The 26,368-nt window shown below is 58.0% G+C and carries 28 protein-coding genes; 22 read left to right on the top strand and 6 right to left on the bottom strand.

The genetic code is table 11. The features are described 5' to 3' along the window. The first annotated feature begins 3 nt into the window (after window positions 1-3). The 5 genes from cheY to KGA69_RS21715 all read left to right on the top strand — a co-directional run bounded on the left by cheY (window position 4) and on the right by KGA69_RS21715 (window position 4,825). Entirely contained in the window at window positions 4-393 is a 390-nt protein-coding gene (gene cheY / locus KGA69_RS21735) for a chemotaxis response regulator CheY (protein WP_015367338.1), read from the top strand. Between the two features lie 10 nt (window positions 394-403). Further along, window positions 404-1,048 (top strand): protein phosphatase CheZ, encoded by a 645-nt coding sequence (cheZ, locus tag KGA69_RS21730; protein ID WP_015367337.1) that lies wholly within the window; start codon window positions 404-406, stop codon window positions 1,046-1,048. Between the two features lie 150 nt (window positions 1,049-1,198). Next, window positions 1,199-2,350, top strand: coding sequence for a flagellar biosynthesis protein FlhB (gene flhB / locus KGA69_RS21725; protein ID WP_015367336.1), 1,152 nt, complete (start codon window positions 1,199-1,201; stop codon window positions 2,348-2,350). Next, window positions 2,343-4,421, top strand: coding sequence for a flagellar biosynthesis protein FlhA (flhA, locus tag KGA69_RS21720; protein ID WP_213292652.1), 2,079 nt, complete (start codon window positions 2,343-2,345; stop codon window positions 4,419-4,421). Before flhB ends, flhA begins: the two co-directional genes overlap by 8 nt. After that, a complete protein-coding gene (locus tag KGA69_RS21715; protein ID WP_049060193.1) occupies window positions 4,421-4,825 on the top strand; it encodes a flagellar protein FlhE in 405 nt (134 codons plus the stop codon). The genes flhA and KGA69_RS21715 overlap by 1 nt, the downstream gene beginning before the upstream one ends. 479 nt (window positions 4,826-5,304) lie before the next feature. On the opposite strand, the gene KGA69_RS21710 is transcribed toward KGA69_RS21715, so the two are convergent. The 4 genes from KGA69_RS21710 to flgA all read right to left on the bottom strand — a co-directional run bounded on the left by KGA69_RS21710 (window position 5,305) and on the right by flgA (window position 8,231). Then, window positions 5,305-6,330: an IS110 family RNA-guided transposase gene (locus tag KGA69_RS21710; protein WP_213292651.1), complete on the bottom strand. Its 1,026-nt coding sequence runs from the start codon at window positions 6,328-6,330 to the stop codon at window positions 5,305-5,307. 426 nt (window positions 6,331-6,756) lie between these two features. Continuing rightward, complete coding sequence (locus tag KGA69_RS21705) at window positions 6,757-7,191, bottom strand: flagella synthesis protein FlgN (protein WP_063447711.1); 435 nt, start codon at window positions 7,189-7,191, stop codon at window positions 6,757-6,759. 2 nt (window positions 7,192-7,193) lie between these two features. Then, window positions 7,194-7,517: a flagellar biosynthesis anti-sigma factor FlgM gene (flgM, locus tag KGA69_RS21700; protein ID WP_045397841.1), complete on the bottom strand. Its 324-nt coding sequence runs from the start codon at window positions 7,515-7,517 to the stop codon at window positions 7,194-7,196. Between the two features lie 63 nt (window positions 7,518-7,580). Beyond that, entirely contained in the window at window positions 7,581-8,231 is a 651-nt protein-coding gene (gene flgA, locus KGA69_RS21695) for a flagellar basal body P-ring formation chaperone FlgA (RefSeq protein ID WP_213292650.1), read from the bottom strand. A gap of 160 nt (window positions 8,232-8,391) precedes the next feature. On the opposite strand from flgA, the gene flgB reads away from it, so the two are divergent. The 12 genes from flgB (at window position 8,392) to KGA69_RS21635 (ending at window position 19,088) form a co-directional block, all read left to right on the top strand. Beyond that, window positions 8,392-8,805 carry a flagellar basal body rod protein FlgB gene (gene flgB / locus KGA69_RS21690; protein WP_213292649.1) on the top strand — a complete coding sequence of 138 codons (414 nt, stop codon included), beginning with the start codon at window positions 8,392-8,394 and terminating at the stop codon, window positions 8,803-8,805. 5 nt (window positions 8,806-8,810) lie between these two features. Further along, window positions 8,811-9,215 (top strand): flagellar basal body rod protein FlgC, encoded by a 405-nt coding sequence (gene flgC, locus KGA69_RS21685; protein WP_015367329.1) that lies wholly within the window; start codon window positions 8,811-8,813, stop codon window positions 9,213-9,215. 12 nt (window positions 9,216-9,227) lie between these two features. Continuing rightward, window positions 9,228-9,905 (top strand): flagellar hook assembly protein FlgD, encoded by a 678-nt coding sequence (gene flgD / locus KGA69_RS21680; protein WP_015367328.1) that lies wholly within the window; start codon window positions 9,228-9,230, stop codon window positions 9,903-9,905. 44 nt (window positions 9,906-9,949) lie between these two features. Then, entirely contained in the window at window positions 9,950-11,164 is a 1,215-nt protein-coding gene (gene flgE / locus KGA69_RS21675) for a flagellar hook protein FlgE (protein ID WP_015367327.1), read from the top strand. Window positions 11,165-11,176: 12 nt separating this feature from the next. After that, window positions 11,177-11,932, top strand: a complete 756-nt coding sequence (locus tag KGA69_RS21670) for a flagellar basal body rod protein FlgF (protein WP_213292648.1) — start codon at window positions 11,177-11,179, stop codon at window positions 11,930-11,932. Window positions 11,933-11,966: 34 nt separating this feature from the next. Beyond that, the gene (flgG, locus tag KGA69_RS21665) at window positions 11,967-12,749 is read left to right on the top strand and encodes a flagellar basal-body rod protein FlgG (RefSeq protein ID WP_015367325.1); all 783 of its coding nucleotides are present in this window, start codon (window positions 11,967-11,969) and stop codon (window positions 12,747-12,749) included. 82 nt (window positions 12,750-12,831) lie between these two features. Further along, entirely contained in the window at window positions 12,832-13,533 is a 702-nt protein-coding gene (gene flgH / locus KGA69_RS21660; protein ID WP_015367324.1) for a flagellar basal body L-ring protein FlgH, read from the top strand. Window positions 13,534-13,572: 39 nt separating this feature from the next. After that, the gene (locus KGA69_RS21655) at window positions 13,573-14,673 is read left to right on the top strand and encodes a flagellar basal body P-ring protein FlgI (RefSeq protein WP_015367323.1); all 1,101 of its coding nucleotides are present in this window, start codon (window positions 13,573-13,575) and stop codon (window positions 14,671-14,673) included. Continuing rightward, window positions 14,673-15,617: a flagellar assembly peptidoglycan hydrolase FlgJ gene (gene flgJ / locus KGA69_RS21650; protein ID WP_045397847.1), complete on the top strand. Its 945-nt coding sequence runs from the start codon at window positions 14,673-14,675 to the stop codon at window positions 15,615-15,617. The genes KGA69_RS21655 and flgJ overlap by 1 nt, the downstream gene beginning before the upstream one ends. Window positions 15,618-15,867: 250 nt before the next feature. Next, a complete protein-coding gene (gene flgK / locus KGA69_RS21645; RefSeq protein WP_015704937.1) occupies window positions 15,868-17,517 on the top strand; it encodes a flagellar hook-associated protein FlgK in 1,650 nt (549 codons plus the stop codon). Between the two features lie 21 nt (window positions 17,518-17,538). After that, window positions 17,539-18,498 carry a flagellar hook-associated protein FlgL gene (gene flgL, locus KGA69_RS21640; RefSeq protein ID WP_045397850.1) on the top strand — a complete coding sequence of 320 codons (960 nt, stop codon included), beginning with the start codon at window positions 17,539-17,541 and terminating at the stop codon, window positions 18,496-18,498. A 203-nt stretch (window positions 18,499-18,701) separates the two neighbouring features. Further along, a complete protein-coding gene (locus tag KGA69_RS21635) occupies window positions 18,702-19,088 on the top strand; it encodes a VOC family protein (protein ID WP_045397852.1) in 387 nt (128 codons plus the stop codon). Between the two features lie 55 nt (window positions 19,089-19,143). Here the strand turns inward: KGA69_RS21635 and KGA69_RS21630 are convergent, their stop codons facing one another. Further along, entirely contained in the window at window positions 19,144-19,542 is a 399-nt protein-coding gene (locus tag KGA69_RS21630) for a helix-turn-helix domain-containing protein (protein WP_369075379.1), read from the bottom strand. A gap of 80 nt (window positions 19,543-19,622) precedes the next feature. On the opposite strand from KGA69_RS21630, the gene KGA69_RS21625 reads away from it, so the two are divergent. Continuing rightward, window positions 19,623-20,123 carry a DUF2938 domain-containing protein gene (locus tag KGA69_RS21625; protein WP_045397855.1) on the top strand — a complete coding sequence of 167 codons (501 nt, stop codon included), beginning with the start codon at window positions 19,623-19,625 and terminating at the stop codon, window positions 20,121-20,123. On the opposite strand, the gene KGA69_RS21620 is transcribed toward KGA69_RS21625, so the two are convergent. Next, window positions 20,098-20,979 (bottom strand): LysR family transcriptional regulator, encoded by an 882-nt coding sequence (locus KGA69_RS21620; protein ID WP_045397858.1) that lies wholly within the window; start codon window positions 20,977-20,979, stop codon window positions 20,098-20,100. The genes KGA69_RS21625 and KGA69_RS21620 overlap by 26 nt on opposite strands. Before the next feature lie 170 nt (window positions 20,980-21,149). Here KGA69_RS21620 and KGA69_RS21615 point away from each other — a divergent pair, with 170 nt between their 5' ends. From KGA69_RS21615 to KGA69_RS21600, 4 genes are all read left to right on the top strand, one after another. Beyond that, window positions 21,150-22,340 (top strand): MFS transporter, encoded by a 1,191-nt coding sequence (locus tag KGA69_RS21615; protein ID WP_213292647.1) that lies wholly within the window; start codon window positions 21,150-21,152, stop codon window positions 22,338-22,340. Window positions 22,341-22,637: 297 nt separating this feature from the next. Next, window positions 22,638-23,693 carry an amidohydrolase family protein gene (locus KGA69_RS21610; protein ID WP_045397865.1) on the top strand — a complete coding sequence of 352 codons (1,056 nt, stop codon included), beginning with the start codon at window positions 22,638-22,640 and terminating at the stop codon, window positions 23,691-23,693. Next, window positions 23,683-24,951 carry an MFS transporter gene (locus KGA69_RS21605; protein WP_045397868.1) on the top strand — a complete coding sequence of 423 codons (1,269 nt, stop codon included), beginning with the start codon at window positions 23,683-23,685 and terminating at the stop codon, window positions 24,949-24,951. Before KGA69_RS21610 ends, KGA69_RS21605 begins: the two co-directional genes overlap by 11 nt. Window positions 24,952-25,009: 58 nt before the next feature. Further along, window positions 25,010-26,344 carry an MFS transporter gene (locus KGA69_RS21600; protein WP_213292646.1) on the top strand — a complete coding sequence of 445 codons (1,335 nt, stop codon included), beginning with the start codon at window positions 25,010-25,012 and terminating at the stop codon, window positions 26,342-26,344. Window positions 26,345-26,368 lie beyond the last annotated feature (24 nt).

The raw sequence follows: 26,368 nt of genomic DNA, 5'->3' as shown, positions 1-26,368 counted from the left end.
GTAATGGCAGATAAGAATCTCCGTTTTCTGGTCGTCGACGACTTTTCCACCATGCGTCGTATCATCAGAAATTTGCTTAAAGAGCTCGGCTTCAACAACGTCGAAGAGGCGGAAGATGGCGCGGACGCGCTAAATAAGCTGCGGGCCAGCAGCTTTGATTTCGTGGTCTCCGACTGGAACATGCCCAACGTCGACGGTCTGGAGCTGCTGCAGACCATTCGTGCCGATGCCGCGTTGGCGGCGATGCCGGTACTAATGGTGACGGCGGAAGCGAAAAAAGAAAATATTATTGCCGCCGCGCAGGCAGGCGCCAGCGGTTATGTGGTGAAACCTTTTACGGCGGCGACGCTGGAAGAAAAGCTCAACAAGATTTTCGAAAAATTGGGCATGTAAGGAGAGGGCGATGAGAGAGATTCCAATGCCTGCCAGCGATGCAGCGACCGCGGGAGAGATAATCTCCCGTATCGGCCAGCTCACCCGCATGCTGCGCGACAGCATGCGCGAGCTGGGGCTCGATCAGGCGATTGCCCAGGCGGCCGAGGCGATCCCGGATGCCCGCGACCGCCTTGATTACGTTGTCACCATGACGGCGCAGGCGGCGGAACGGGCGTTGAGCTGCGTGGAGGCGGCGCAGCCGCGCCAGGCCGAACTGGAGTCCGGCGCCAGCGCGCTAAAATCGCGCTGGGATGAGTGGTTCGCCAATCCGATCGAACTGGACGACGCGCGCGCGCTGGTGACCGATACCCGTGAGTATCTGGATCAGGTGCCGGGCCATACATCCTTTACCAACGCCCAACTGATGGAAATCATGATGGCTCAGGATTTCCAGGACCTGACCGGTCAGGTTATCAAGCGCATGATGGACGTGGTGCAGGAAATTGAAAAACAGCTGCTGATGGTGCTGATGGAAAACATGCCGGAACCGCCGGTGAAAGAGAAACGGGCCAACGATAGCCTGCTCAACGGCCCGCAGCTTGATCAGAACGGCGTCGGCGTTATTGCCAACCAGGCGCAGGTTGACGATCTGCTCGATAGTCTCGGTTTCTGAATATGACGGGGCGCAGTTGCTGCGCCCCTGCCGCCTTTCCCTCATCCGTGAAATAACCCCTCTTTTTCGCCGTTGTTCCGCCAATGACTTCGCCAATTTTTTGGCATGCTGACCGCCATTCTTTACCCTCCCGACACAGGAACTGCAGGCTTGGCGGAAGACAGCGATCTGGAAAAAAGCGAGGCCCCCACCGCCCACCGGTTGGAGAAGGCGCGTGAAGAGGGCCAGATCCCGCGCTCGCGCGAGCTGACATCGGTGCTGATGCTGGTGGCCGGGCTCGCCATTATCCTGATGTCCGGCAGCAATATCACTCGCCAACTGGCGGAGATGCTGACGCAGGGCCTGCACTTTGACCACGGAATGGTCAGCAATGACAAACAAATGCTGCGCCAGCTAGGAATGCTGCTGCGTCAGGCGGTACTGGCATTGCTGCCGGTAATGGCCGGGCTGGTGCTGGTGGCGCTGGCCGCGCCAATGCTGCTTGGTGGCATTTTATTCAGCACCAAGTCGCTCAAATTCGATCTTAAACGGCTGAATCCGCTTTCCGGCCTAAAACGTATGTTCTCCACTCAGGTGCTGGCGGAGTTGTTAAAAGGGATCCTCAAAGCCACGCTGGTCGGCTGGGTAACCGGGCTGTACCTGTGGCACAACTGGGCGGCGATGCTGCATCTGATGACCCAACAGCCGCTCGACGCGTTGGCCAATGCGCTGCAGATGATCCTCTACTGCGGTTTTCTGGTGGTGCTCGGGTTGACGCCGATGGTGGCGTTTGACGTTTTTTATCAGCTGTGGAGCCACTTCAAAAAGCTGAAGATGACCAAACAGGATATCCGCGACGAATTCAAAGACCAGGAAGGCGACCCGCACGTTAAAGGGCGGATCCGCCAACAGCAGCGGGCGATTGCCCAGCGGCGGATGATGGCCGATGTGCCGAAAGCGGACGTGATCGTCACTAACCCGACCCACTATGCCGTGGCGTTGCAGTACAACGATAAAAAAATGAGCGCGCCGAAGGTGCTGGCTAAAGGGGCGGGGGAGATTGCGCTGCGCATTCGCGAACTGGGGGCGCAACACCGTATCCCGATGCTCGAAGCGCCGCCGCTGGCCCGCGCGCTCTATCGCCATAGCGAGATCGGCCAGCATATTCCCGCCACCCTCTATGCCGCGGTCGCCGAAGTGCTGGCCTGGGTTTATCAACTGCGCCGCTGGCGGCGCGAGGGCGGCTTGATCCCGAAAAAACCTCAACGTTTACCGGTGCCGGAAGCACTGGATTTTGCAAAAGAGAGTGACTCTGATGGCTAATTTGGCCTCCCTGCTGCGTTTGCCGGGGAATATTAAAGATACACAATGGCAGGTGCTGGCCGGCCCAATCTTGATCCTGCTGATTTTGTCGATGATGGTGCTGCCGCTGCCGGCGTTTATTCTCGACCTGCTTTTCACCTTCAATATCGCATTGTCGATCATGGTGCTGCTGGTGGCGATGTTTACCCAGCGCACGCTGGACTTCGCCGCGTTTCCAACCATTCTGCTGTTCTCGACGCTGCTGCGCCTGTCGCTCAACGTCGCCTCGACGCGCATCATTTTGATGGAAGGGCACACCGGGGCCGCCGCCGCGGGACGGGTCGTGGAGGCCTTCGGCCACTTCCTGGTCGGCGGTAATTTCGCCATCGGTATCGTGGTGTTTATTATCCTCGTGTTGATCAACTTCATGGTTATCACCAAAGGTGCCGGGCGTATCGCCGAGGTGGGGGCGCGTTTCGTGCTCGACGGCATGCCGGGTAAACAGATGGCGATCGATGCCGACATGAACGCCGGGCTTATCGGTGAAGAAGAGGCGAAAAAACGCCGCGCGGAAGTCACGCAGGAAGCCGATTTCTACGGCTCGATGGACGGCGCCAGTAAATTTGTCCGCGGTGATGCCATCGCCGGGCTAATGATTATGGTGATTAACGTGGTCGGCGGACTGCTGGTCGGCGTGGTGCAGCACGGTATGGAGCTGGGCGCGGCGGCGGAAAGCTACACCTTGCTGACCATCGGCGACGGGCTGGTGGCGCAAATCCCGGCGCTGGTGATCTCTACCGCCGCCGGGGTCATCGTGACCCGGGTGGCGACCGATCAGGATGTCGGCGAACAGATGGTCGACCAGTTATTCAATAACCCAAAGGTCATGCTGCTGTGTGCCGCGGTACTTGGGCTGCTGGGGCTGGTGCCGGGGATGCCGAACCTGGTCTTCCTGCTGTTTACCGCCGCGCTGCTCGGGCTGGCCTGGTGGCTGCGCGGGCGCGAAAAACAGACGCCGAAAGCCGCCGACGAACCCATCGTGCAGGAGAATACCCAGGCCGCGGAAGCCAGCTGGGCTGATGTCCAGTTGGAAGATCCGCTGGGCATGGAAGTGGGCTACCGGCTGATCCCGATGGTCGATTTTCAGCAAAATGGCGAGCTGCTTGGGCGTATCCGCGGGATCCGCAAGAAATTCGCCCAGGAGATGGGCTATCTGCCGCCGGTGGTGCATATTCGCGATAACCTTGAACTGGCGCCCGCCCGCTACCGCATTCTGATGAAAGGAGTGGAAATCGGCAGCGGCGAAGCGCAGCCGGGGCGCTGGCTGGCGATTAACCCCGGCAACGCTATCGGCGAGCTGGCGGGAGATAAAACCATCGATCCGGCCTTCGGTCTGGAGGCGGTGTGGATCGATAGCGCATTGCGCGAGCAGGCGCAAATCCAGGGCTATACGGTAGTGGAGGCCAGTACGGTGGTGGCGACCCATCTCAACCATCTCATCGGTCAGTTCGCCAGCGAACTGTTTGGCCGCCAGGAGACGCAGCAACTGCTCGATCGCGTGTCGCAGGAGATGCCGAAGCTGACCGAAGATTTCGTACCGGGCGTGGTGTCGCTGACCACGTTGCATAAGGTGTTGCAGAATCTGCTGGCCGAGCGGGTATCGATCCGCGATATGCGTACCATTATCGAGACGCTGGCGGAGCATGCGCCGACGCAAAGCGATCCCTACGAGCTGACCACCGTCGTGCGCGTGGCGCTGGGGCGGGCGATTGCCCAGCAGTGGTTCCCCGGCAATGGCGAAATTCAGGTTATCGGCCTGGATACCCAACTGGAACGACTGCTGCTACAGGCGCTGCAGGGCGGCGGCGGTCTCGAACCGGGCCTTGCCGACCGCCTGCTGGAGCAGGCGCGGCAGGCGCTGCAGCGCCAGGAGATGCTTAGCGCGCCGCCGGTGCTGTTGGTTAACCACGCGCTGCGCCCGCTACTGGCGCGCTTCCTGCGTCGTAGCCTGCCGCAGATGGCGGTGCTTTCCAACCTGGAGATCAACGACGATCGCCAGATTCGCATGACCTCAACCATTGGAGCGGCCTGATGACGCGCTTTCTTCCTTTATTGTGCCTTTTATTGCCGGTTGCCGCCGGCGCGGTGTCGGGCTCATGGATTGCCGAAGGGCCCGGCGTCACTCTTGAACAGGGCGGGATGAGTGATTCTTCCGCCGCGCTGCTGCCGCCCAATACGCTGCCTGGTGGCAATGCGCGCATCGAGACCGTTAGCTGGCGCTATCGTCTGCTGTCAGCGGAGCCGGCGGGTCTGCAGGTGCATTTGTGTAGCCTGAATCGCTGTATTCCGCTGACCAGCGCCAGCGGCACCAGCCACGCGTTGGCAGGCGAGGCGGCAGAAGGGCCGCTGCGTTTTGTCTATTCCGTACAGACCCGCGGGCCGTTAAACCCGCCGCTGCGGGCGATTGCCAATCAGGTTATCGTTAATTATCAGTAGTTGCGGGGAAATGTTTTGTATTAATACAGAGCACATTGCGCTCCCGAAATGTCTTCCGCGTTATGTCTCTCCTGGCGCAGGGAGCGCACAGGGGGCGGCCAATCGCCGCCGCCCCCTGTACCCCCGGGCTCTGGCCGCCAAAATCGTCACTTCGTGGTACCTTCGACTTATCCCGTCAGGCTTCGGGACGGGCCGAGGCAGCGTATATGGACGCTCCCGGAATGCAATGCTTTCTTCAGTTCAGTAATAAAACGGGTAGGTGCAGCCATATATCCGGTTTCTGATGGGATTTCTTTATCCCGAACCATGATGAAATCCGCCAGGCAGGTACCAATCATCCTGTGCGAGCTGACTTGCCCTTGCTACCTCTCGGTGTATCCTGCCTGCGGTCTTACCTGTTTTGCCATCTTCTGAAGTCACCTGCACCTACCAGGACGTTAACTCTTTTTCAGCACCTCGTCAGATTGACTGACCTTGTGTCAGGCGAGCTGGCGAGGCTGATATTCAGTATTGTGTGTCAACATTGACCACATGATCCTGGCTGTTTTTGCCGCCATGGCGACAACAGCTACATTGCAGTGCTTCCGCTCAAGTAGTCCCTGAAGCCAGGCATTCTTCTCAACCGCGCCGTTCCGGTTGACCCAGGCGGTAAGTGCGCGTGCGCCGTGAACCAGCAGGTATCGGAAATATCCATCTCCACGTTTGCTGATCCCTCCCAGTTGCTGTTTCCCGCCGCTGGAATGTTCCTTTGGTGTCAGCCCCAGCCATGAAGCGAACTGCTTTGCAGTACTGAATTGTCGGGCATTACCCACTGCCGCTATCACATAAGTGGCCGTTAACATACCAACCCCCGGGATTTTGGCCATTCTCTGGCAGGCTTCCTGCGTTCTGTACCAGGAGGCCAGAGCTTGTTCTACCTGTTTAACTTGCTCCTCAAGTTCCCGGATATGTTTAGACTGTCTGTAGATGCTGGTTCTGACGAAGGGAGATAAACCATTTTCGTCGTCCTCCAGAATGGCTGGCAGCTCATGGGTTAAATGGCTTTGTCCGGCCGCAATCGTAATACCAAACTCAGCAAGTGTGGCTCTTAAACTATTGGAACAGGCGATCCGCTCACGGATAAGTATTCCCCGTTCAGTGTGTAACGCTAAAACGGCCTGCTGCTCTTCGGTTTTTATCTGTACAATACGCATATTCGGGCGGGTGACCGCTTCGCAGATAGCTTCAGCGTCTGCTGCATCCGTCTTGTTCGTTTTCACATAAGGCTTTACATACTGCGGAGGGATGAGTTTTACCTCATGACCATAGCGGGTGAATAGTCGCGCGAAATGATGACTGGATGAGCAGGCTTCCATGCCAATCAGACAAGGCTCCAGTTGAATAACAAATTGAACAAACTTAGCCCGGGTGAGCTTTTTACGCAAAATAGTATGACCTTCGTGATCGACGCCATGAAGCTGAAAAACGTTCTTTGCCAGGTCGATACCAAGAGTTGATACTTTCATGTGGACGCTCCTCATTTTTTAGGACGTATTGCAACGATCCAGTCTGGTACTTTGATACCGTAAAATCTGGAGCGTCCATCTCATTATCCGTGCAAAACACGGCCCTCAGCCCGCATCCATGCGGGCTGCCCCGGCCTTCCGGGAACGTCTCAGCGATTTTGAGGCCACCAACACCGGCAGTTTCAGTAGCCATGGGGACAAGATAGAGATCTTAAGCTCACAATAGCACGGACCGTAGGCCGGATAAGGCGCAGCCGCCATCCGGCGCGAAAATGGCTCGTTACCCGCGGTTATTGCCCGGCGGCGCTACGCTTGCGCGGGCCTACAGATCACATGCCGGCGTAGGTCAGGTAAGCGTAGCGCCACCTGACAAAAAACGGCGCTACGGGTAATCGTCACCAGCGGGGAAAATACAGAGAAAGGCGTTCAGACGCCGATTTTACGGCCCAGCAGACTCGCGGCGCGCGACTGGCCATCCGGCCCGTACAGCGATTTATTATTCTTGCTAAGAATTGCCAGCGCCTGCTGGTTATGGGCGATCTGTTGATTGAGCAACAGACCGTTATGCTGATTCTTTTCACGCAGGCACTGGCTTAACTGCTGGATCTGCCGCCAGCTTTCGCCGAAGCTTTCATGGCCGGGGTAAGGCGCGCGTAGCGCAAGGTTAGCTTCCAGCGCCGGCCGCTGTTGCTCAAGCCAGGCCACCGTCGCCAGCAGCTGGCTCTTGCTATCGGTGACGCGCTGCAGAGCCACGCCAGGCAGCTCATCCGCACACAGCAACTGTTGCTCTTGCGCCAGCACGTCATCCAGCGTCCGCAGGGTTTCCGCCAGTTTATCCAGCAGAGTGCGTAATCTGTCCATCATCAGGCCTTATCTGTTTTGCTACCGGCAAGGCGCTGGATATCGTTGTGCGCATCCTGCAGCAGGGCGTCGGCGATTTTGCCCGCGTCCATTTTCAGTTCGCCGCTGCGAATCGCCTGTTTGATGGCCTCAACCCGGTTCATATCAATATCCTGGGTGCCTGGCTGCATCAGCCGCGCCTGCGCATCGCTCAGTTTCACTTTGGTGGCGCTAACGGCGGTTTCCGCCACGGCGGCCTTACGCGGCTGAAGCGGGTTGTCGGCCGGGGTTTCACGCGGCTGCACCGTGGAAACCGGCTGTAACCGCTGGGTGCGATCGATACTCATGGTCCATCTCCAAAATGGGTTTCTAATGGGGTTATCGGCAGGGGCTGGCAAACCTTTACTTTTTTATAACGTAATACGGATGGATCCATCCTCCCCGGCGATACCGCTGACGATTTTGCCGGAAACCATGCGTACGCGCACGCTATCTTCGGCCGCCGCGTTATTCATCGCCTTACCGGCACCGCTGATGCTAAAGCCGTCGCCCTCGGCCATGACCTGCACCGGCTGACCGGCTTTAATCACCCACGCGCGACGCAGCATCGACAGCGTCAGCGGTTGCCCTGGGCTGATATTACGCAGCGTCACGGCGCCCAGCGCTTTCTTGCTGTCGGTCAGCGTACGCGGCGGCAGGGTATCGAGCCTGCCTGATTTTAGCACCACATCCGCCGGGGTCAGCGGCGTTCCGCCGCTAATACCGCGCGCCGCCGTCAGATAACGGCCAAATACCTGCACCTGGGTCTGAATAAACCGCCGCTCCTGTCCGCAGCGGGCGGAGACGCTGATATTACCGCCGATTCGCGCATTGGGCGCCAGCGACAGCTGCGGTAATTCACACGGCGGCCACTGGGCGGGCGGCGTGCGTACCAGCACTTTCACCTGTACGGCATTATCGTCGAATTTGCTTTTAATGAAGCTTTCGATTTGCGTCGCCAGCGTGTCGGCGCGGGCGCTCAGGCTGCACAGCAGGCCGACCAGCAGGATTTTACTTTTCATCGCGTTCCCCTCACGCCACCCGGAAAGGGGGTTAAGTGTAACGGCTGCCCTGAGGGACTAAACAGATAAATAGCGCTCCATTTTGCCCCTATTCCCGCGATAGGTTGGCGCAGGGGGCGTTTATGCTGTCGGCTCCAAATTCTAACCTTGCGGAGGGAGCATGCTCGACAAACTGGACGCTGCTCTGCGTTTTGGCCAGGAGGCGCTGAACCTGCGCGCCCAGCGCCAGGAAATACTGGCCTCCAATATCGCCAACGCAGACACGCCGGGCTATCAGGCGCGGGATATCGATTTCGCCAGCCAACTGAATAAAGTCCTGCAACAGGGGCGGGTAAACGGCAACGGCATGGCGCTGAACCTGACGGCGGCGCGTCATATTCCGGCGCAAACCATGCAGCCACCGGAGCTGGATCTGCTGTTTCGGGTGCCGGACCAGCCGTCGATGGACGGCAACACGGTGGACATGGATCGCGAACGCACCAACTTCGCTGACAACAGCCTGAAATATCAGACCGACCTGACGCTGCTCAACGGTCAGATCAAAGGGATGATGTCGGTGCTGCAACAAGGATAAGGCGAATGTCTTTACTCAATATTTTTGATATCTCCGGCTCAGCGCTCTCGGCCCAGTCGCAGCGGATGAACGTCAGCGCCAGCAATATGGCCAACGCCGATAGCGTCACCGGCCCGGATGGCGAACCCTATCGCGCGAAGCAGGTGGTGTTCGAAGTGGCCGCGGCGCCAGGCCAGCAGACCGGCGGCGTGCGCGTCTCACAGGTGGTTGACGATCCGGCGCCCGCGCGGATGGTTTATCAACCGGGTAATCCGCTGGCCGATGCTAAGGGCTACGTGCGGATGCCGAATGTCGATGTGGTGAGCGAAATGGTTAACACCATCTCCGCCTCCCGCAGCTATCAGGCCAACGTCGAAGTGCTCAACACCACTAAGTCGATGATGATGAAAACCCTGACGCTGGGTCAGTAACCGGAGATCCCGATGGCTATCGCCGCAACCACCAATGAATCGACCAATAACGCGGTTCTTGATTCCGCCAGCAAAAGCAGCACCAGCCAGGATTTGCATAACAGCTTCCTGACGCTGCTGGTGGCGCAGTTGAAAAATCAAGACCCGACCAACCCGATGCAGAACAACGAGCTGACCTCGCAGCTGGCGCAGATTAATACCGTACAGGGCATCGAAAAACTCAACACCACCCTTGGCGCGATCTCGGGGCAGATCAACAGCAACCAGTCGCTGCAGGCCAGCGCGCTGATCGGCCACGGCGTGATGGTACCGGGTAATAACATTCTGGTCGGCAGCAAAGAAGGCCAGGTCAGCACCACGCCGTTTGGCGTCGAACTGGAGCGCGCCGCCGATCAGGTCACGGCAACCATTACCAACGCCAACGGCCAGGTGGTGCGGACCATTGAGATTGGCGGCCTCACCGCCGGGGTGCACGCCTTTACCTGGGACGGCTCGCTGGATGATGGTACCGCCGCGCCGGACGGCGCCTATAAAGTGGCGATTAACGCCAAGGGCAACGGCGAGCAACTGGTGGCGCGCAGCCTGCACTTCGGCATGGTTAACGGCGTGATTAACGACAGCAACGGCGCGAAGCTGGATCTCGGCCTTGCCGGTAACGCTAGTCTCGAAGAAGTGCGGCAGATCCTGTAATTCGCACCTGATTTTATCGATATCCTCAATATTTGGAGAGTAACATGGCCTTTTCTCAGGCAGTCAGCGGCTTAAATGCGGCGGCCACCAATCTCGACGTGATTGGCAACAATATCGCTAACTCCGCGACCGCGGGTTTCAAATCCGGCAGCGTGTCGTTCGCCGATATGTTCGCCGGTTCGCAGGTCGGACTGGGGGTTAAAGTCTCCGGAATCACCCAGAACTTTAAAGGCGGCACCACCACCGGCACCAGCCGCGCGCTGGATGTGGCGATTAACGGCAACGGCTTCTTCCGCATGCAGGATAAAGACGGCGGTATTTTCTATACCCGCAACGGCCAGTTTAAGCTGGACGAAAACCGTAATCTGACCAATATGCAGGGGCTGCAACTGACCGGCTATCCGGCCGCCGGCACGCCGCCGACCATTCAGCAGGGCGCCAACCCGGTACCGCTGAGCATTCCCGAAGGGATGATGAATGCCAAAGCATCGACTTCCGGCGAAATGGTCGCCAACCTCAAGTCCACGCATAAAGTGCCGGAGAACAAAACCTTCGACCCGGCGAAGCAGGACAGCTACAACTACGTCAACACCATCACCGCCTACGATTCGCTGGGTAACGCCCACAACATCAACGCCTATTTCGTGAAAACCGACGATAACAAATGGCAGGTCTATACCCAGGACGGCAGCGCGGCTGCGGTCAGCGCGGGCACCATGGAGTTCAATACCAGCGGCAACCTGGTGAGCGTTAACGGTCAGGCGGGCGAGTTCAGCATGACCATTCCGATGAGCGCGAAAGACGGCGCCCCGGCGCAGAACTTCACGCTTAGCTTCGCCGGTAGTATGCAGCAGAACGTCGGTAGCGACTCGGTGAGTAAAGTGGCGCAGGATGGTTATGCCGCCGGCGAATACACCAACTTCCAGATTAACGATGACGGTACCGTCGTCGGTATCTACTCCAACCAGCAGACCCAGGTCCTGGGGCAGATTGTGATGGCCAACTTCTCCAACCCGGAAGGGCTGGCGTCGCAGGGCGATAACGTCTGGCAGGAGACCGGCGCGTCCGGCCAGCCGCGTGTAGGACTCTCCGGCGGCGGCGGTTTTGGCAAGCTGACCAGCGGCGCGCTGGAGTCGTCCAACGTCGACCTGAGCCAGGAACTGGTGAACATGATCGTCGCCCAGCGTAACTATCAGTCCAACGCCCAGACCATCAAGACGCAGGATTCGATCCTGCAGACGCTGGTCAGCCTGCGCTAACGGAACTGAGTTATGGATCACGCGATTTATACCGCGATGGGCGCCGCGCGCCAGACGCTGGAGCAGCAGTCGATTACCGCCAACAATCTCGCCAACGCCTCGACGCCGGGCTTTCGCGCCCAGCTCGCCGCGCTGCGCGCGGTGTCGGTAGACGGGCCGAGCCTCGCCACCCGCACGCTGGTGGCGGCCTCGACGCCGGGCGCCGATATGAGTCAGGGGGCGCTGAACTACACCGGGCGCCCGCTGGACGTGGCGCTGCAGCAGGACGGTTTTCTGGCGCTCAGCCTGCCGGGCGGCGGCGAAGCCTATACCCGCAACGGTAGCATTCAGGTTTCGGCCAACGGTCAACTAACGGTGCAGGGGATGCCGCTGCAGGGCGACGGCGGGCCGATTGAGGTGCCGCCGTCGGCGGAAATCACTATCGCCGCCGACGGCACCATTTCGGCGCTGAATCCCGGCGATCCGCCGAACACCATCGCGCAGATTGGTCGCCTGAAGCTGGTGAAAGCCGATGCGCGCGAAGTGATGCGCGGCGATGACGGCCTGTTCCGCCTGACCCCGGAAACCCAGCAGCGCCGCGGCAACCAGTTGGCCAACGACCCGCAGGTGCGGGTCATGCCGGGCGTGCTGGAGGGCAGTAACGTCAAGCCGATGGAGACCATGGTCGATATGATCGCCAACGCCCGTCGCTTTGAAATGCAAATGAAGGTCATCCACAGCGTGGATGAGAACGAACAGCGGGCGAATTCTCTGCTGTCAGTAAGCTGATAGCCAGTCGGCCCGCGGCCAAAGGAAATAACCAATGATTCCCTCTTTATGGATTGCGAAAACCGGTCTTGATGCGCAGCAGACCAATATGGACGTGATCGCCAACAACCTGGCGAACGTCAGCACCAACGGTTTTAAACGCCAGCGCGCGGTGTTTGAAGACCTGCTGTATCAGACCATGCGTCAGCCGGGGGCACAGTCCTCCGAACAGACCACGCTGCCTTCCGGCCTGCAGATCGGTACCGGCGTCCGCCCGGTCGCCACCGAGCGTCTGCATAGCCAGGGCAACCTGTCGCAGACCAACAACAGCAAAGACGTGGCGATTAAAGGCCAGGGCTTCTTCCAGGTGCTGCTGCCGGACGGCAGCCAGGCCTACACCCGCGACGGCTCGTTCCAGATCGATCAGAACGGCCAACTGGTGACCGCCAGCGGCTTCCAGGTGCAGCCGGCGATCACTATTCCGGCCAACGCGTTGACTATTACCATCGCCCGCGATGGCATCGTGAGCGTCACCCAGCAGGGGCAGACCGCCGCCCAGCAGGTCGGGCAACTGACGTTAACCACCTTTATTAACGACAGCGGCCTCGAAAGCGTGGGCGAGAACCTGTACCAGGAAACTGAGAGCTCCGGCGCGCCGAATGAGAGCACGCCGGGCCTGAACGGCGCCGGCATGCTCTACCAGGGTTATGTCGAGACCTCTAACGTCAACGTGGCGGAAGAGTTGGTCAATATGATCCAGACCCAGCGCGCCTATGAGATCAACAGCAAAGCGGTCTCGACGTCGGATCAGATGCTGCAGAAGCTGACCCAGCTGTAATGTTTGATGACGGGCGTCGCCTGCCGCGCCCGTCGCTTTTTTGGTGTAACAAAGGCGATACCCCGTGGTAACCACACATTCGATGGCCACCCTGCCGCGCCAGGGACAACGCTTGCTGGCGGGCATGGTGATGCTGACGCTGAGCGGCTGCGCGTACATTCCGCATAAACCGTTGGTCGATGGCTCGACCTCGGCGCAGCCCGCACCGCCGACCGCGCCGGTACCGAACGGCTCTATTTTTCAGGCCGCGCAGCCGATGAACTACGGCTATCAGCCGCTATTTGAAGACCGCCGCCCGCGCAACGTTGGCGACACGCTAACCATCGTGCTGCAGGAAAACGTCAGCGCCAGCAAGAGTTCTTCCGCCAATGCCAGCCGTAACGGTTCCAGCAAGTTTGGCGTCGCCACCGCGCCGCGCTACTTAGACGGCCTGTTGGGCAACGCCCGCGCCGATATGGATATTTCCGGCGATAACAGTTTCGGCGGCAAAGGCGGGGCGAATGCCAATAACACCTTCAACGGCACCATTACCGTCACCGTTAATCAGGTACTGAGCAACGGCAACCTGCACGTGGTGGGGGAAAAACAGATCGCCATTAACCAGGGCACCGAATTCATTCGCTTCTCCGGGGTGGTTAACCCGCGCACCATCAGCGGTAGCAACTCGGTCACCTCAACGCAGGTGGCGGACGCGCGCATCGAGTATGTCGGCAACGGCTACATCAATGAAGCGCAGACGATGGGCTGGCTGCAGCGGTTCTTCCTCAACGTCTCCCCGTACTAATGGGCGGGCCATTTGCGGTGTTACTGAAAAGAGATTCACATGGTTAAAAAACTCATCATTGCGCTATTAATCGGCGCGGCCAGCTTACCGGCGACGGCGGAGCGTATTCGCGATCTGGTGACGGTACAGGGCGTGCGCGATAACGCCTTAATCGGCTACGGCCTGGTGGTGGGGCTCGACGGCTCCGGCGACCAGACCATGCAAACGCCGTTTACCACCCAAAGCCTGAGCAACATGCTATCGCAGCTCGGCATTACCGTGCCGCCCGGCACCAACATGCAGCTAAAAAACGTCGCCGCGGTGATGGTCACGGCGAAGCTGCCGCCCTTCGCGCGCGCGGGGCAGAATATCGATGTGGTGGTCTCATCAATGGGCAACGCCAAAAGCCTGCGCGGCGGGACCTTGCTGATGACGCCGCTCAAAGGGGTGGATAACCAGGTTTATGCGCTGGCCCAGGGCAACGTGCTGGTGGGCGGCGCCGGCGCGGCGGCGGGCGGCAGCAGCGTACAGGTCAATCAGTTGGCCGGCGGACGCATCAGCAACGGCGCCACCATCGAGCGCGAACTGCCGACTACTTTCGGCAGCGGCGGGGTGCTCAACCTGCAGCTCAATGATGAAGATTTCACACTCGCGCAGCAGATTAGCGATGCGATTAATCGCCAGCGCGGCGGCGGCACCGCATCGCCGCTCGATGCGCGTACCATTCAGGTACTGGTGCCGCAGGGCAATAGCTCGCAGGTGCGATTCCTCGCCGAAATCCAGAATATCAACGTTAACGTTGGCGCCATGGACGCCAAAGTGATTATCAACTCGCGTACCGGTTCGGTGGTGATGAATCGCGAGGTGATTCTTGATTCCTGCGCGGTGGCTCAGGGCAACCTGTCGGTGGTGGTCGACCGACAAACCAGCGTCAGCCAGCCGACGACGCCGTTCGGCGGCGGCCAGACGGTGGTCACGCCGAACACCCAGATTTCAATGCAGCAGCAAGGCGGTTCGCTGCAGAAAATCAACGCCAGCGCCAACCTCAACAACGTGGTGCGCGCGCTGAACGCGCTGGGGGCGACGCCAATCGACCTGATGTCGATTCTGCAAGCCATGCAAAGCGCCGGCTGCCTGCGCGCCAAACTGGAAATTATCTAATGGCCAGCGATGTTATGGCGATGTCGGGCGCCGCCTATGACGCCCAGGCGCTGAACGGCCTGAAGCGCGATGCCGCCGCCGATCCGCAGGGCAACCTCAAGCAGGTGGCGCAGCAGGTCGAAGGCATGTTTGTACAGATGATGCTAAAGAGCATGCGCGCCGCGCTACCGCAGGATGGCGTACTCAGCAGCGACCAGACCCGGCTCTATACCTCGATGTACGATCAGCAGATTGCCCAGCAGATGTCGCAAAAGGGATTAGGGCTCGCCGACATGATGGTCAAGCAGATGAGCAATGCCAACGCGGTCCCCAGCGAAACGGCGGGCACCGCGCCGATGGCGCTGGATAATGAGGTGCTGCAGACGCTACCGAATCAGGCGCTGGAGCAGATGATCCGCCGGGCGCTGCCGAAAGCGCCGCCAGCCGCCGCGCCGCTATCGCTAAACAACGGCAACTTCGTTGCCCGTCTGTCAATGCCGGCGCGCGCCGCCAGTGAGCGCAGCGGGATCCCGCATCAGCTGATTGTCGCCCAGGCGGCGCTGGAATCCGGCTGGGGGCAGCGCGAAATCCCGACCGCTGACGGTACCCCGAGCTACAACCTGTTTGGTATTAAGGCCGGGGGCAACTGGAAGGGGCCGGTTACCGAGATCACCACCACCGAATTTGAACAGGGGGTGGCGAAGAAGGTGAAGGCCAAATTCCGCGTCTACGATTCGTATTTCTCGGCGATTGCTGATTACGTCAAGCTGCTGACCAACAACCCGCGTTATGCCTCGGTTGCCGAAGCGTCTACTCCGGAGCAGGCGGCGCACGAGCTGCAGCGCGCGGGCTACGCCACCGACCCGCAGTACGCCAGCAAGCTGGTCAGCGTGATTCAGCAGATGAAGCACGCCGGGGCGCAGGCGGTGAAAGCCTATGCCGCGGATATTAACGATCTGTTCTAGGTTCGAAGGTCGCGCCTTCTCCCGGCTCGCGCTCCCGGTTAATTCTGCTGCGATATGTTTTCCCGGAGGCGGCGCATTGCGCCTTGTCCGGGCTACCACATCGCACAGTGCTGTAGCCCGGTAATCGGTAGCGCCATCCGGCATAAAAGCGGCTGCGGAATTTTGCAGGCAGATTTACTCAAGTTTTTACTTCTCTGACCGATAACAAGGGCGAGCTGAGCGAATTGACTTGGCAGCATAAGGAACCCTGATGTCCAATAGCTTAATCAATACGGCGATGAGCGGACTGAATGCGGCGCAGGTGGCGCTCAGTACCGTCAGCAACAATATCTCTAACTACAACGTGGCGGGTTATAACCGGCAGACGGCGATTCTGGCCCAAAACGGCGGCCTGGCCACTATGAACGGTTTTATCGGTAACGGCGTGACCGTGACCAGCGTGAACCGCGAATATAACCAGTTCATCACTAACCAGCTGCGCGGCGCGCAGAGCGCGGCCGGTTCGCAGAACGCCTACTACGAAAAGATTTCGCAGATCGATAATCTGCTGGCCAGCAAAACTAATACCCTGTCGGGGAGCCTGCAGGATTTTTTCACCAATTTGCAGAACCTGGTGAGCAACGCCGGCGACGACGCGGCGCGCCAGACGGTACTGGGTAAGGCTAACGGCCTGGTCAACCAGTTTAATAATACCGATAAATATCTGCGCGACATGGACAGCGGCGTTAATCAGCAAATTAACGACACCGCCCAGCAGATTAACAGCTATAGCCAGCAGATTGCCCGTCTTAACGATGAGATTACCCGCCTGCGCGGCAGCGCCAGCGGCGAACCGAACGCGCTGCTCGATCAGCGCGATCAGCTGGTTAGCGAACTCAACCAACTGGTGGGCGTTCAGGTAACCCAGCAGGACGGCGACGCCTATACCGTCTCCTTCGCCAACGGCCTGACCCTGGTGCAGGGCAACAACAGCTATCAGGTGGAAGCGATCCCTTCCAGCAGCGACCCTTCGCGCCTGACTCTCGGCTATAACCGCGGCAGCGGCGCCAGCGAAGTGCCGGAAGGGCAGATCACCAGCGGCAGCCTGAGCGGCGTGCTGCGTTTTCGCAGCGAGACGCTGGACGGCGTGCGCAATCAGCTCGGGCAACTGGCGCTGGCGATGGCCGATAGCTTTAACCAGCAGCACCGCGAGGGCTTCGATCTCAACGGTGAGCAGGGGGGCGATTTCTTCAGTTTCAGCGGCGCGCGGGTGGTTGATAACACGCGCAATACCGGCGATGCCTCGCTGTCGGTCTCCTATACCGATACCAGCAAGGTAAAAGCCAACGACTACCGCGTGGAGTATGACGGCGCCAACTGGCAGGTCAGCCGTCTGCCGGACAACGTCAAAGTCAACGCCACCGCCGGTAAAGATGCAGACGGTAACCCTACGCTGAGCTTTGATGGTCTCGAAGTCAGTATTGATGGCAACCCGCAGCAGAAAGATAGCTTTACGGTGAAGCCGGTCAGCGACGTGGCGGGCAACCTGAAAGTGGCGATTACCGATTCAGCGAAAATCGCCGCCGCCGGTAAAGATGACAGCGGCCGCGGCGATAACGATAACGCTAAAAAACTGCTCGACCTGCAGACCAAAAACCTGGTGGATGGCAAAGCGACGCTCAGCGGCGCCTACGCCGGGATCGTCAGCGGCGTGGGCAACCAGACCGCCGCCGCGAAGGTGAGCAGCGAATCGCAGTCCAGTATCGTCACCCAACTGGCCCGTCAACAGCAGTCGCTCTCCGGGGTAAACCTCGACGAAGAGTATGGCGAGCTCCTGCGTTTCCAGCAGTACTACATGGCGAACGCCCAGGTGATCCAGACCGCCAGCTCGCTGTTCGACGCGCTGCTGAATATTCGTTGATTGTATTGAGGAACTGACAGCATGCGCATGAGCACCAGCATGATGTACCAACAGAACATGACCGGCATCACCGGCAATCAGTCGCTGTTTATGAAGGCCGCCGAGCAGCTTTCAACCGGCAAGAAGGTGATTAATCCCTCCGACGATCCGCTGGCGGCATCGCGGGCGGTGATGCTGTCGCAATCGCAGGCCGAGAACAATCAGTATACTCTGGCGCGCACATTCGCCCGCCAGAGCGTATCAATGGAAGAGACCGTGCTTTCCGGAGCCACCTCGACGATATCTGATATCAAGGCGCTGATCGTTAACGCCGGTGGCACCGAGAGCGATAACGACCGCGATTCGCTGGCGACCCAGCTACAGGGGCTGAAGGATCAACTGCTCAACCAGGCCAACAGTACCGATGGCAACGGACGCTACCTGTTTGGCGGCTATGAGAATGATAAGCCGCCGTTTGTCGATACTAACGGCAAGATTAGCTATCAGGGCGGCAATAAAACCGTGGAACAGAAGGTTGACGCCAACCGTACGATGACCATCGGCCATACCGGTAATTCGGTATTTATGGCGCTGACCAGCAATCCGAAGCCGGAGCCGGACGGCAGCGCGCCGGTCGCCGATGTGTTCGCCAGTATCGATATTGCGCTGGAGGCGTTGAAAACGCCGCTGCAGGAGGCCGATGACGCCACCAAACAGCAGGTGAACGATGCGCTGGCGAAGGCCAACCGTGGCCTCGATAACTCCTACAACAAGGTATTGAGCGTGCGCGCTGAGCTGGGCAACCAGCTACAGGAGATGGATCAGCTCGATAGCATCGGCAAAGAGCGTGATATGACCAACCAGCTGCAGATGAGCGCCCTGACCGATGCTGACCTTGCGGAATCTATCTCTTCTTATTTTATGCAGCAGGCGGCGCTGCAGGCATCTTATAAAACCTTCAGCGATATGCAGGGCATGTCGCTGTTTCAGATGAATCGCTAATCACGAATAACCACTTTTTCATTTAGCACCTTGGCACCACATCCCGTTCTCTCTGTGTACGCGGGGTGAGGTGCCCTTTTTTTCGGGGGCCTGATTAGAGAAGAGAGCGGGTGGGCTCTCAGCGACAAATTCACCACATCGTAGCGTGTAAACTCAAACCGGATCCCAACCTTCACACCGTATCCTCTTCAGGAGAATCCAGGATGTTTACTCATATGCGTATCGCCAAACCCGTCACCGATCTTGCACGGTCCTGTTTGATGTACTGCCAGGGACTGGGCTTACACAAAATTGCTGAATTCAACGATCACGATGGTTTTAATGGAATAATGTTAGGGCGACAGGGGCTCGGCTGGCATATAGAATTTACCTGGTGCCAGTATCATCCCGTGCAACCCTTGCAGACGGAGGAAGATTTACTCGTGCTGTATTACCCGGATAAGAAGGAGTGGTCGGATGCTTGCGCCAGAATGCGCGAAGCGGGCTTTACCTTGACGAATTCTTTTAACCCTTACTGGGATGTCAATGGCCAGACGTTCGTTGATCCAGATGGCTACAGGGTGGTACTCCAGAATAAAGCGTGGGGATAAAGACTCGCGCCTCAATGCGCTAATTCTTCCTCAGCAAGCCCCAATACAGGGATGTTCATTTAAACAGTCTAATGCCTTTCGCCACAATTTTTTTAAATTCAGGGCATTGAATATGTTCCGGCGCAGTACAGCGGGCGGCGTGTTTTAGCCCCTGGCTTAACAGCTGTAACCGACGAATGGTGTTATCAATTTCCTGCGCGCGCTGCTCAAGCCGTTGGTTATCAATGGCTATCTTGCCGTCAGCGTTAAATATCCCGGCTATTTCAGAAAGCGAAAAGCCGGCGGCCTGTCCCAGCACGATCAGTTCCAGCTTATTCAGCACATTTTCATGGTACTGCCTTCGCAGGCCATGACGACCAATCGGTTTGATCAAACCTTTCTTTTCATAAAAACGCAGCGCTGAAGGCGTAATGCCGGACAGCGTCGCGACCTCGCGGATATCCAGTTCTTTCATGATTGACTTAAACCTCACTTTAAGTTGCACACTGGTCAACAGAGTAGCATTGGCTCATAAAAAGGAAGAATAAATTGAAGATGATTGTTGCTGTGCAAATTTTGCTGACGGGCCTCGGCGCCACGTTAGTCATGGATTTATGGTCGCTCTTTCAGAAGCATATACTCAAGATTGCGCCGCTGAACTATGCGCTGGTCGGTCGCTGGGCGTTATGGCTTTGGCGGGGGAAAGTGCGGCATAACACCATCGCCGCAACCCCTCCGCTAGAGGGTGAGCGTTTTATCGGCTGGTTATGCCATTATCTGATCGGTATCGCTTTTGCGGCGGTGCCGCTTGTGTTGAGCGGCGCCGATTGGTTTTATGCCCCCACTCTGGCGACAGCGCTGCTGTCAGGGGTCGTAACCTTATTCGCGCCGTTCTTGATCCTGCAGCCCGCATTTGGTTTTGGCGTCGCGGCCTCACGGACTCCCCGACCGTGGCTGGCGCGTTCGCTGAGCCTGGTGGCGCACCTGGCCTACGGCATCGGGCTGTATCTGGCAGCGAGCGCTTACAGAGTTATGGTGATGTCAGCTGATCTTTAATCTCATCAAACAGGGCAATTAAATGATCGGCCACCACTCTGACGCGCCGCGAGTGGGCTAAATCGGAATGCATCACCAGCCATAGGGTTTGGTCGACGCCGATATCCGCATTCACGCACTGCAGGCCATTTTTCCGCGCCATAAAGTGTGGCAACACGCCCAACCCCAGGCCGGCTGAAACCGCCGACAGCTGCGCCAGCAGCGTGTTGGCTTCCACCCGGCACGGCCTGCCGCGAAGCGTCCGAGTTATCCAGCGCGCGGCGGGCAGATGCTGGTGTGATTCTGGCCAGCCTATGTAGTGAGCGTGATTGAACGCGACGTCGGTAGAGCCTGCTTGTCCGGTATCGGCGCTGTACAGACCAAACCCCACCTTCCCGAGACGCTTCAGCGTCAGGTTGCCGCTTTCCGGTTTGACCATTCGAATGGCTAAATCGGCATCCCGTCGATGCAGGTTGACGGATTGCACGCCGCTGAGCACCTCGACCCGCAGGTCGGGATATTTTTCCATCAAGCCGTTGAGTGAAGGCAGAATAAAATGCGCCGCCAGATTGTCCGAGGTAGCCAGCCGGACCAGCCCGGCAACATTCCCCTGCAGCCTCGCCGTCTCGCCAAAAGCGAGCCCTGCATGCTCGAGCGCCTCTGCTCGCGCCAGCAGCGCCTCGCCATCATCCGTTAGCCGGTAGCCGCTTTGATGCCGGCTGAAAAGGGGGACGGCCAATGATTTTTCCAGCCGGTCGAGTCTTCTTGACAGGGTTGCGATGCCCATATCCATAGTTTCTGCCGCGCCGCTTAGCGTACCTGAGCGGGCCACAGCCAGAAAAATCCGCGTATCGTCCCAGTTAAAATCTGCTTTCATTATTTTCCATTTTTGGAAAACGGCTCTCCGTTTTCATGGCTGTTTTATCACTTCTCCTGGAATGATACTGCACTGCACCTCAAGAGAAGGCAATAAGCAACGACGCGGAAACTCTCGCGTATCAGGCAAGCCAACTCCTTTTCAGCCATTTTCACCGGGATACAGAAGACATGAACGACCTTGTTTTACAGGCCAACCCAACGCCAATGCGCGCATGGCTCGCCGTAGCTGCGCTGGGCGTCAGCGCATTTTCGATTGTGACCAGCGAACTGGCGCCGGTCGGTATGCTCAGCGCGCTGGCAAACGATTTGCATCAGTCGCAGGCGGGAGCGGGTCTTGCCGTCACCGCTTATGGCTGGGTAGCCGCGCTGGCCGCCTTACTGGCCGGCGCGATCCCCGCCCGGATTTCACGTAAGGCGTTGTTGATTGTGTTGATGTTAATCCTCGCATTTTCTTGTCTGGCGGCGACCCAGTCGCACACTATGCAGACATTTATGACGGCGCGGATGACAGGGGCGCTGGCGCATGGCGCATTCTGGGCGCTAATAGGCACCGTGGCGGTACAACTGGTACCGGTTGATAAACTGGGGCTGGCCACCTCGGTGATTTTCGCCGGTGTTTCGGCGGCCAGCGTGTTGGGCGTGCCGCTATCGAGCTTTATTGCCGACATGGTCGGCTGGCGACAGGCATTCAGCGCGATTTCACTGCTCTCACTAGCCACCGCCGTGGCTTTGCTCTGGACGCTTCCCACGCTGGCGGCTCCGCAGCCGTTAGGGCTGAAGGTTTACGTTGGGATAGTTAAGAATCCGCTACTGCTTTCATTGTTCGGCGCTACAGCCTGCGTTATTTCCGCGCATTTTGCAGCTTTCACCTATCTTGAGCCGTTGCTCACGCAAACCCGAGGTATACCGACATCGGCGATTTCCGCGCTGCTGCTGATGTCAGGACTTTCCGGGCTGCTGGGAAATATCATCGCCGGCAAACTCATCGATCGACATATCAGGTTGCTGATTATGACATCACTGCTGCTCAGCGCAGGCGCGCTGGGGATGCTGGGGATGAAGAGCCTGTCCTCGCTTCCTCTTTGGTTCACCGCGGTATTGCTCGGCATATGGGGCGCGGGCATGGCTATCGTGTTCGTTGGCTTGCAAACCTGGCTGCTACAAAGCGCAGGAGAGGCGACGCAGCCCGCATCCGCCTTATATGTCGCTATTTTCAATGCTGCCATCGGCACTGGCGCGCTTGTCGGCGGCCTGGTATCGGCAAGGTTTGGTCTTTCGTCACTGGCATTACTGGCGGCGGTGGCGATGATCTGCGGCATGGCGCTGGTCTGGAAGCTGAAAAGCCCAAGAGCGATATAACGCTTTACTCATCGAATAGTCATCGGTAAATGGACAACGTGAGCGGGTCTGGCAGACGTAAGGTTTGCCAGATATCTGGCTGCGACGGGTGGCGTTATTTTATAACTTATTGAAATTTAATTTGTTTTTGTTTTTTCTCAACGTTCTCCTTCTTTACCGACTTTAAACATCTGTGATTCACCTCTTATTTACATCATTTAAACCAATCGTTAACTGGATAAAAACGCGACAGCCTCGTTATAGTAGTTTTGTAAAATAAAACACGGTTGTACATGGTGCAACAAAAGCGAGGTGTTCATGGAGATCGTTACCGCACCGCATCTTGCGGTCAGAAACGAGTGGCTTGCGTTACATCGTGAGGCGCCACTACAACCCGAGCTGCCCATCATTGATGCGCATCATCATCTCTGGGATAGGCAAACCGGACGCTATCTCACCCATGAGTTCAGCGACGATATCCAGACCTCAGGGCATCGCGTTTACTCATCGGTCTACGTGCAATGCCGCTCTATGCTACGCCGCCACGGGCCGGAAACGCTGAAACCGCTTGGTGAAATCGAGTTTGCCAGCGGGATAGCCGCGATGTTCGCCAGCGGACATTATGCAAACGCTCTCGGATGTGAAGCCATCATCGGCGGCCTTAGCTTGCTGGCGGGCGATGCGATGCAGCCTGCCATCGAGAGCGCGCTGGCTTTATCAGGCGGGCGGTTGCGCGGAATGCGTAATCCACTGGCCTGGCATCCGGATCCGCGGGTCACGTCCAGCCCGGTTACGCCACCGGCAGGACTGGCGCTGAGCGACCCGTTCCGTCGGGGCGCTCTCTGCCTTGCGAAAAATGGATTGTCGCTTGATGTGTGGGTTTACCACACGCAACTGGATGAAATTGCCGAGCTGGCGCGGCACATACCAACGCTTCAGATTGTGCTCGATCACTGTGGCGGGCCAGTCGGCGTTGGACCCTATTCAGAAAGGGATCCAGACATGTTTCAGCAGTGGCGAAACAGTATGCGACATCTGGCGGAACTACCGAACGTATGCGTAAAAATTAGCGGATTTGGTATGACGGTCAGGGGATTTCCCTTCGCAGCGGCAGAAACACCACCGGATTCGCAAATGCTGGCACAGGCCTGGCAACCGTGGTTTGAGACCATCGTTTCGCTTTTCGGTGCGGAACGCTGCATGTTCGCCAGCAACTTTCCGGTCGATAAAGGCATGTTCAGCTACGGCGTTTTCTGGAACGCCTGCAAACGCCTGGCGCAACAGATGTCGCCTGGCGAACAGGCGCAGTTGTTCTGGCGCACTGCCGCAACCTGTTATCGGTTAACCTCTGTGGAGAATATCAATGACCAGTAAAAGCGAGCTGAATCAATTTACTGCGACTAAATCGACGCCTGACACATTGCCACAACGCGTTGCTGAGAGGCGGACGCTGGCGTTGGGCGGCCTTGGCTGGACATTTGAAAGCTACGACTCCTTCCTGCTTTCGCTGCTATTGCCGGTACTGGGCGTGGTGTTCGGTATTAATAAAACCGAGCTTGGGCTGTTTATCAGCGTCACGGCCGGGGGGCAGATTATTGGCGGGATCCTGTTTGGTTTTATCGCCGACAAAATTGGCCGTGTAAAAACGGCGCTGACCTGTATCGCCATCTATTCACTCTTTTCCGGCCTGTTAGCCTTTACGCACGATCAACAACATTTCGCGCTTTTACGTTTTTGCGGCGCGCTGGGTATGGGCGGAATGTGGACATCGGGCGCGGCGCTGATTGCGGAAACCTGGCGGCCAGAGCGGCGCGCGCGCGGCGGGGCGCTGATGCAAATGGGGTTGCCCGTTGGCGCAATTCTGTCCATCAGCCTGACGGCAATCGTGAGCTCGGTTAATGGCGGCCTGGAGCAGGGCGCATGGCGCTATCTGTTTATGATCGGTGCGCTGCCGGTGTTCATTATGAGCGTGGTGGCCTGGTTCACGCCGGAATCGCAGGTTTGGCTTGCTCGTCAACAGGCGAAGGCGACGAGTAGTCAACCTGTCGCAAAGCTGGGTAAACACAATCTGAGAGGTCTGCTGCTGGCCTTTGTCTTTATCTTTTTTATTCAGTATCTGTTCTGGGGCGTATTTACCTGGACACCCACCTATCTGCGAGAAGTAAAACACCTGGATTTTCTGCACAGTCTGAAATTTGTACTTGCGCTGCAGGCTGGGGCCATCGCCGGTTTTCTGGTGTTTTCGGTGCTGGCGGATAAGTGGGGACGCCGTCCGATGTTCCTGATTTATCTGTTAACGGGCGCCATTGCCGTCGCGCTTTACCTTGTGACCACGCAACCCTTCATTCTGATGGTGGCGATTTTCATGGCCGGTTTTGGTGTTAATGGTATTTTTGCGGGATCGGGACCCTTCCTTGCAGAAATCATTGGAGACACGTCATCGCGCGGTTTCCTGATGGGGCTTGCCTACAATGGCGGCCGGCTGGGCGGATTTATCGCGCCGCTACTGATTGGCGCCGTCGCCAACGCCGGCGGTTTCACCGCGGGACTGGCGACGACCGTGGTCGCCTTCCTTGCGGCGATGCTGGTGGTGTGGCGAGCGCCGGAAACCAGGGGCATCAAGCTGAAGTAACGTATTTCATCTCTACATCGTTTTCCTGATAAACATAATGAAACCCTGCGAGGAAACAATGACCGATCAATTACCGAATAGCGCTATCGACAACGACGCGCTGGAAAAAGATACCATGCGGCGGGTTATCTGGCGCATCCTGCCCTTTTTGATTGTCAGCTACCTGGTCTCGATTATTGACCGGGGCAATATTGGTATGGCGGCGCTACAGATGAATGAGGATCTGGGCTTGAGCAAGGCGGCTTTTGGCTTCGCCAGCAGCTTGTATTTTGTCGCCTACTTTATATTTGAAGTTCCCAGCAACCTGGCGATGCAGAAGGTGGGCGCGCGATTGTGGCTCCCGCGGATAATGATCAGTTGGGGCGTGGTATCGATGTGCATGGCGCTGGTGCAAAATACAACCACCCTTTATATCGTGCGTTTTCTGCTGGGAGCGGCGGAAGCGGGCTTTTTCCCGGGCGTGGTGCTCTATCTTACCTGGTGGATCCCTTCGCGTTACCGTGCGCGCATTATTGCCTCTTTTATGGTGGCCATTCCACTGGCTAACTTTATCGGTTCACCGCTTTCAGGGTTGATCCTGACGCTGGATGGCTGGTTCGGGTTACGCGGCTGGCATCTGTTATTCATCATTGAGGGGCTGCCTGCGGTGCTGCTGGGGATAGCCGCATTTTTTATCCTGCGTGACCGCCCACATCAGGCTGGCTGGTTGAACGAGCGGCAGAAAGCGTGGCTGGAAAATACGCTTCAGGCAGAGCGCCAACAGCAGAAACAGATCGGTCACATCAGCACATGGCAACTGTTAAAGCATCGCCAAATCTGGCTGATGGCGCTGATATACGCGGGCGCGTCGTCTGCTGGCACCACGCTTAGCGTCTGGTCTCCACAGCTACTGAAGTCTTTCCATCTTGATAACCTGACTACCGGGCTGCTCAATGCTATCCCCTATGGTCTGGCCTCGGTGCTGATGATTGTCTGGGGGCGGAGTTCGGATCGCACCAATGAACGCCGCTGGCACACGGCTCTCACCCTCTTTATGATTGCGGCTGGCGTGTTCGCGGCGTTCATCAATCTGTCGCTGCCGATTACCATTGTTATTCTCAGTACCATATTAATTGGCGCTTATTCGGCGAAGGGGCCATTCTGGGCGCTGGCTTCAGGCTGGATGAGCAGCACGTCAGCCGCTGCGGGGCTGGCGGCAATCGGCGCGATAGCCAACCTGATTGGCGGAGTGGTGATGGTGAATGCCTATGGTGTGATTAGCGAACAGACAGGAAGCCATACGCTGGCGATGCTACCGCTGGCTGGCTTGTGCCTGGCAGGCGGCATCGCGGTGCTGATCATGGGACGCCGTTACTCGCAGCCTGCCGGTCAGGAAAAACCGGTCACCCATTAATAAGCACAGGCGGGATTGTTCCCG

This window comes from Klebsiella sp. A52, assembly GCF_018388785.1.
Taxonomy (GTDB): Bacteria; Pseudomonadota; Gammaproteobacteria; order Enterobacterales; family Enterobacteriaceae; genus Klebsiella; species Klebsiella aerogenes.
The sequence above is the reverse complement of the archived record's forward strand: the minus strand, read 5'-3'. Positions and strand labels throughout refer to the sequence as shown.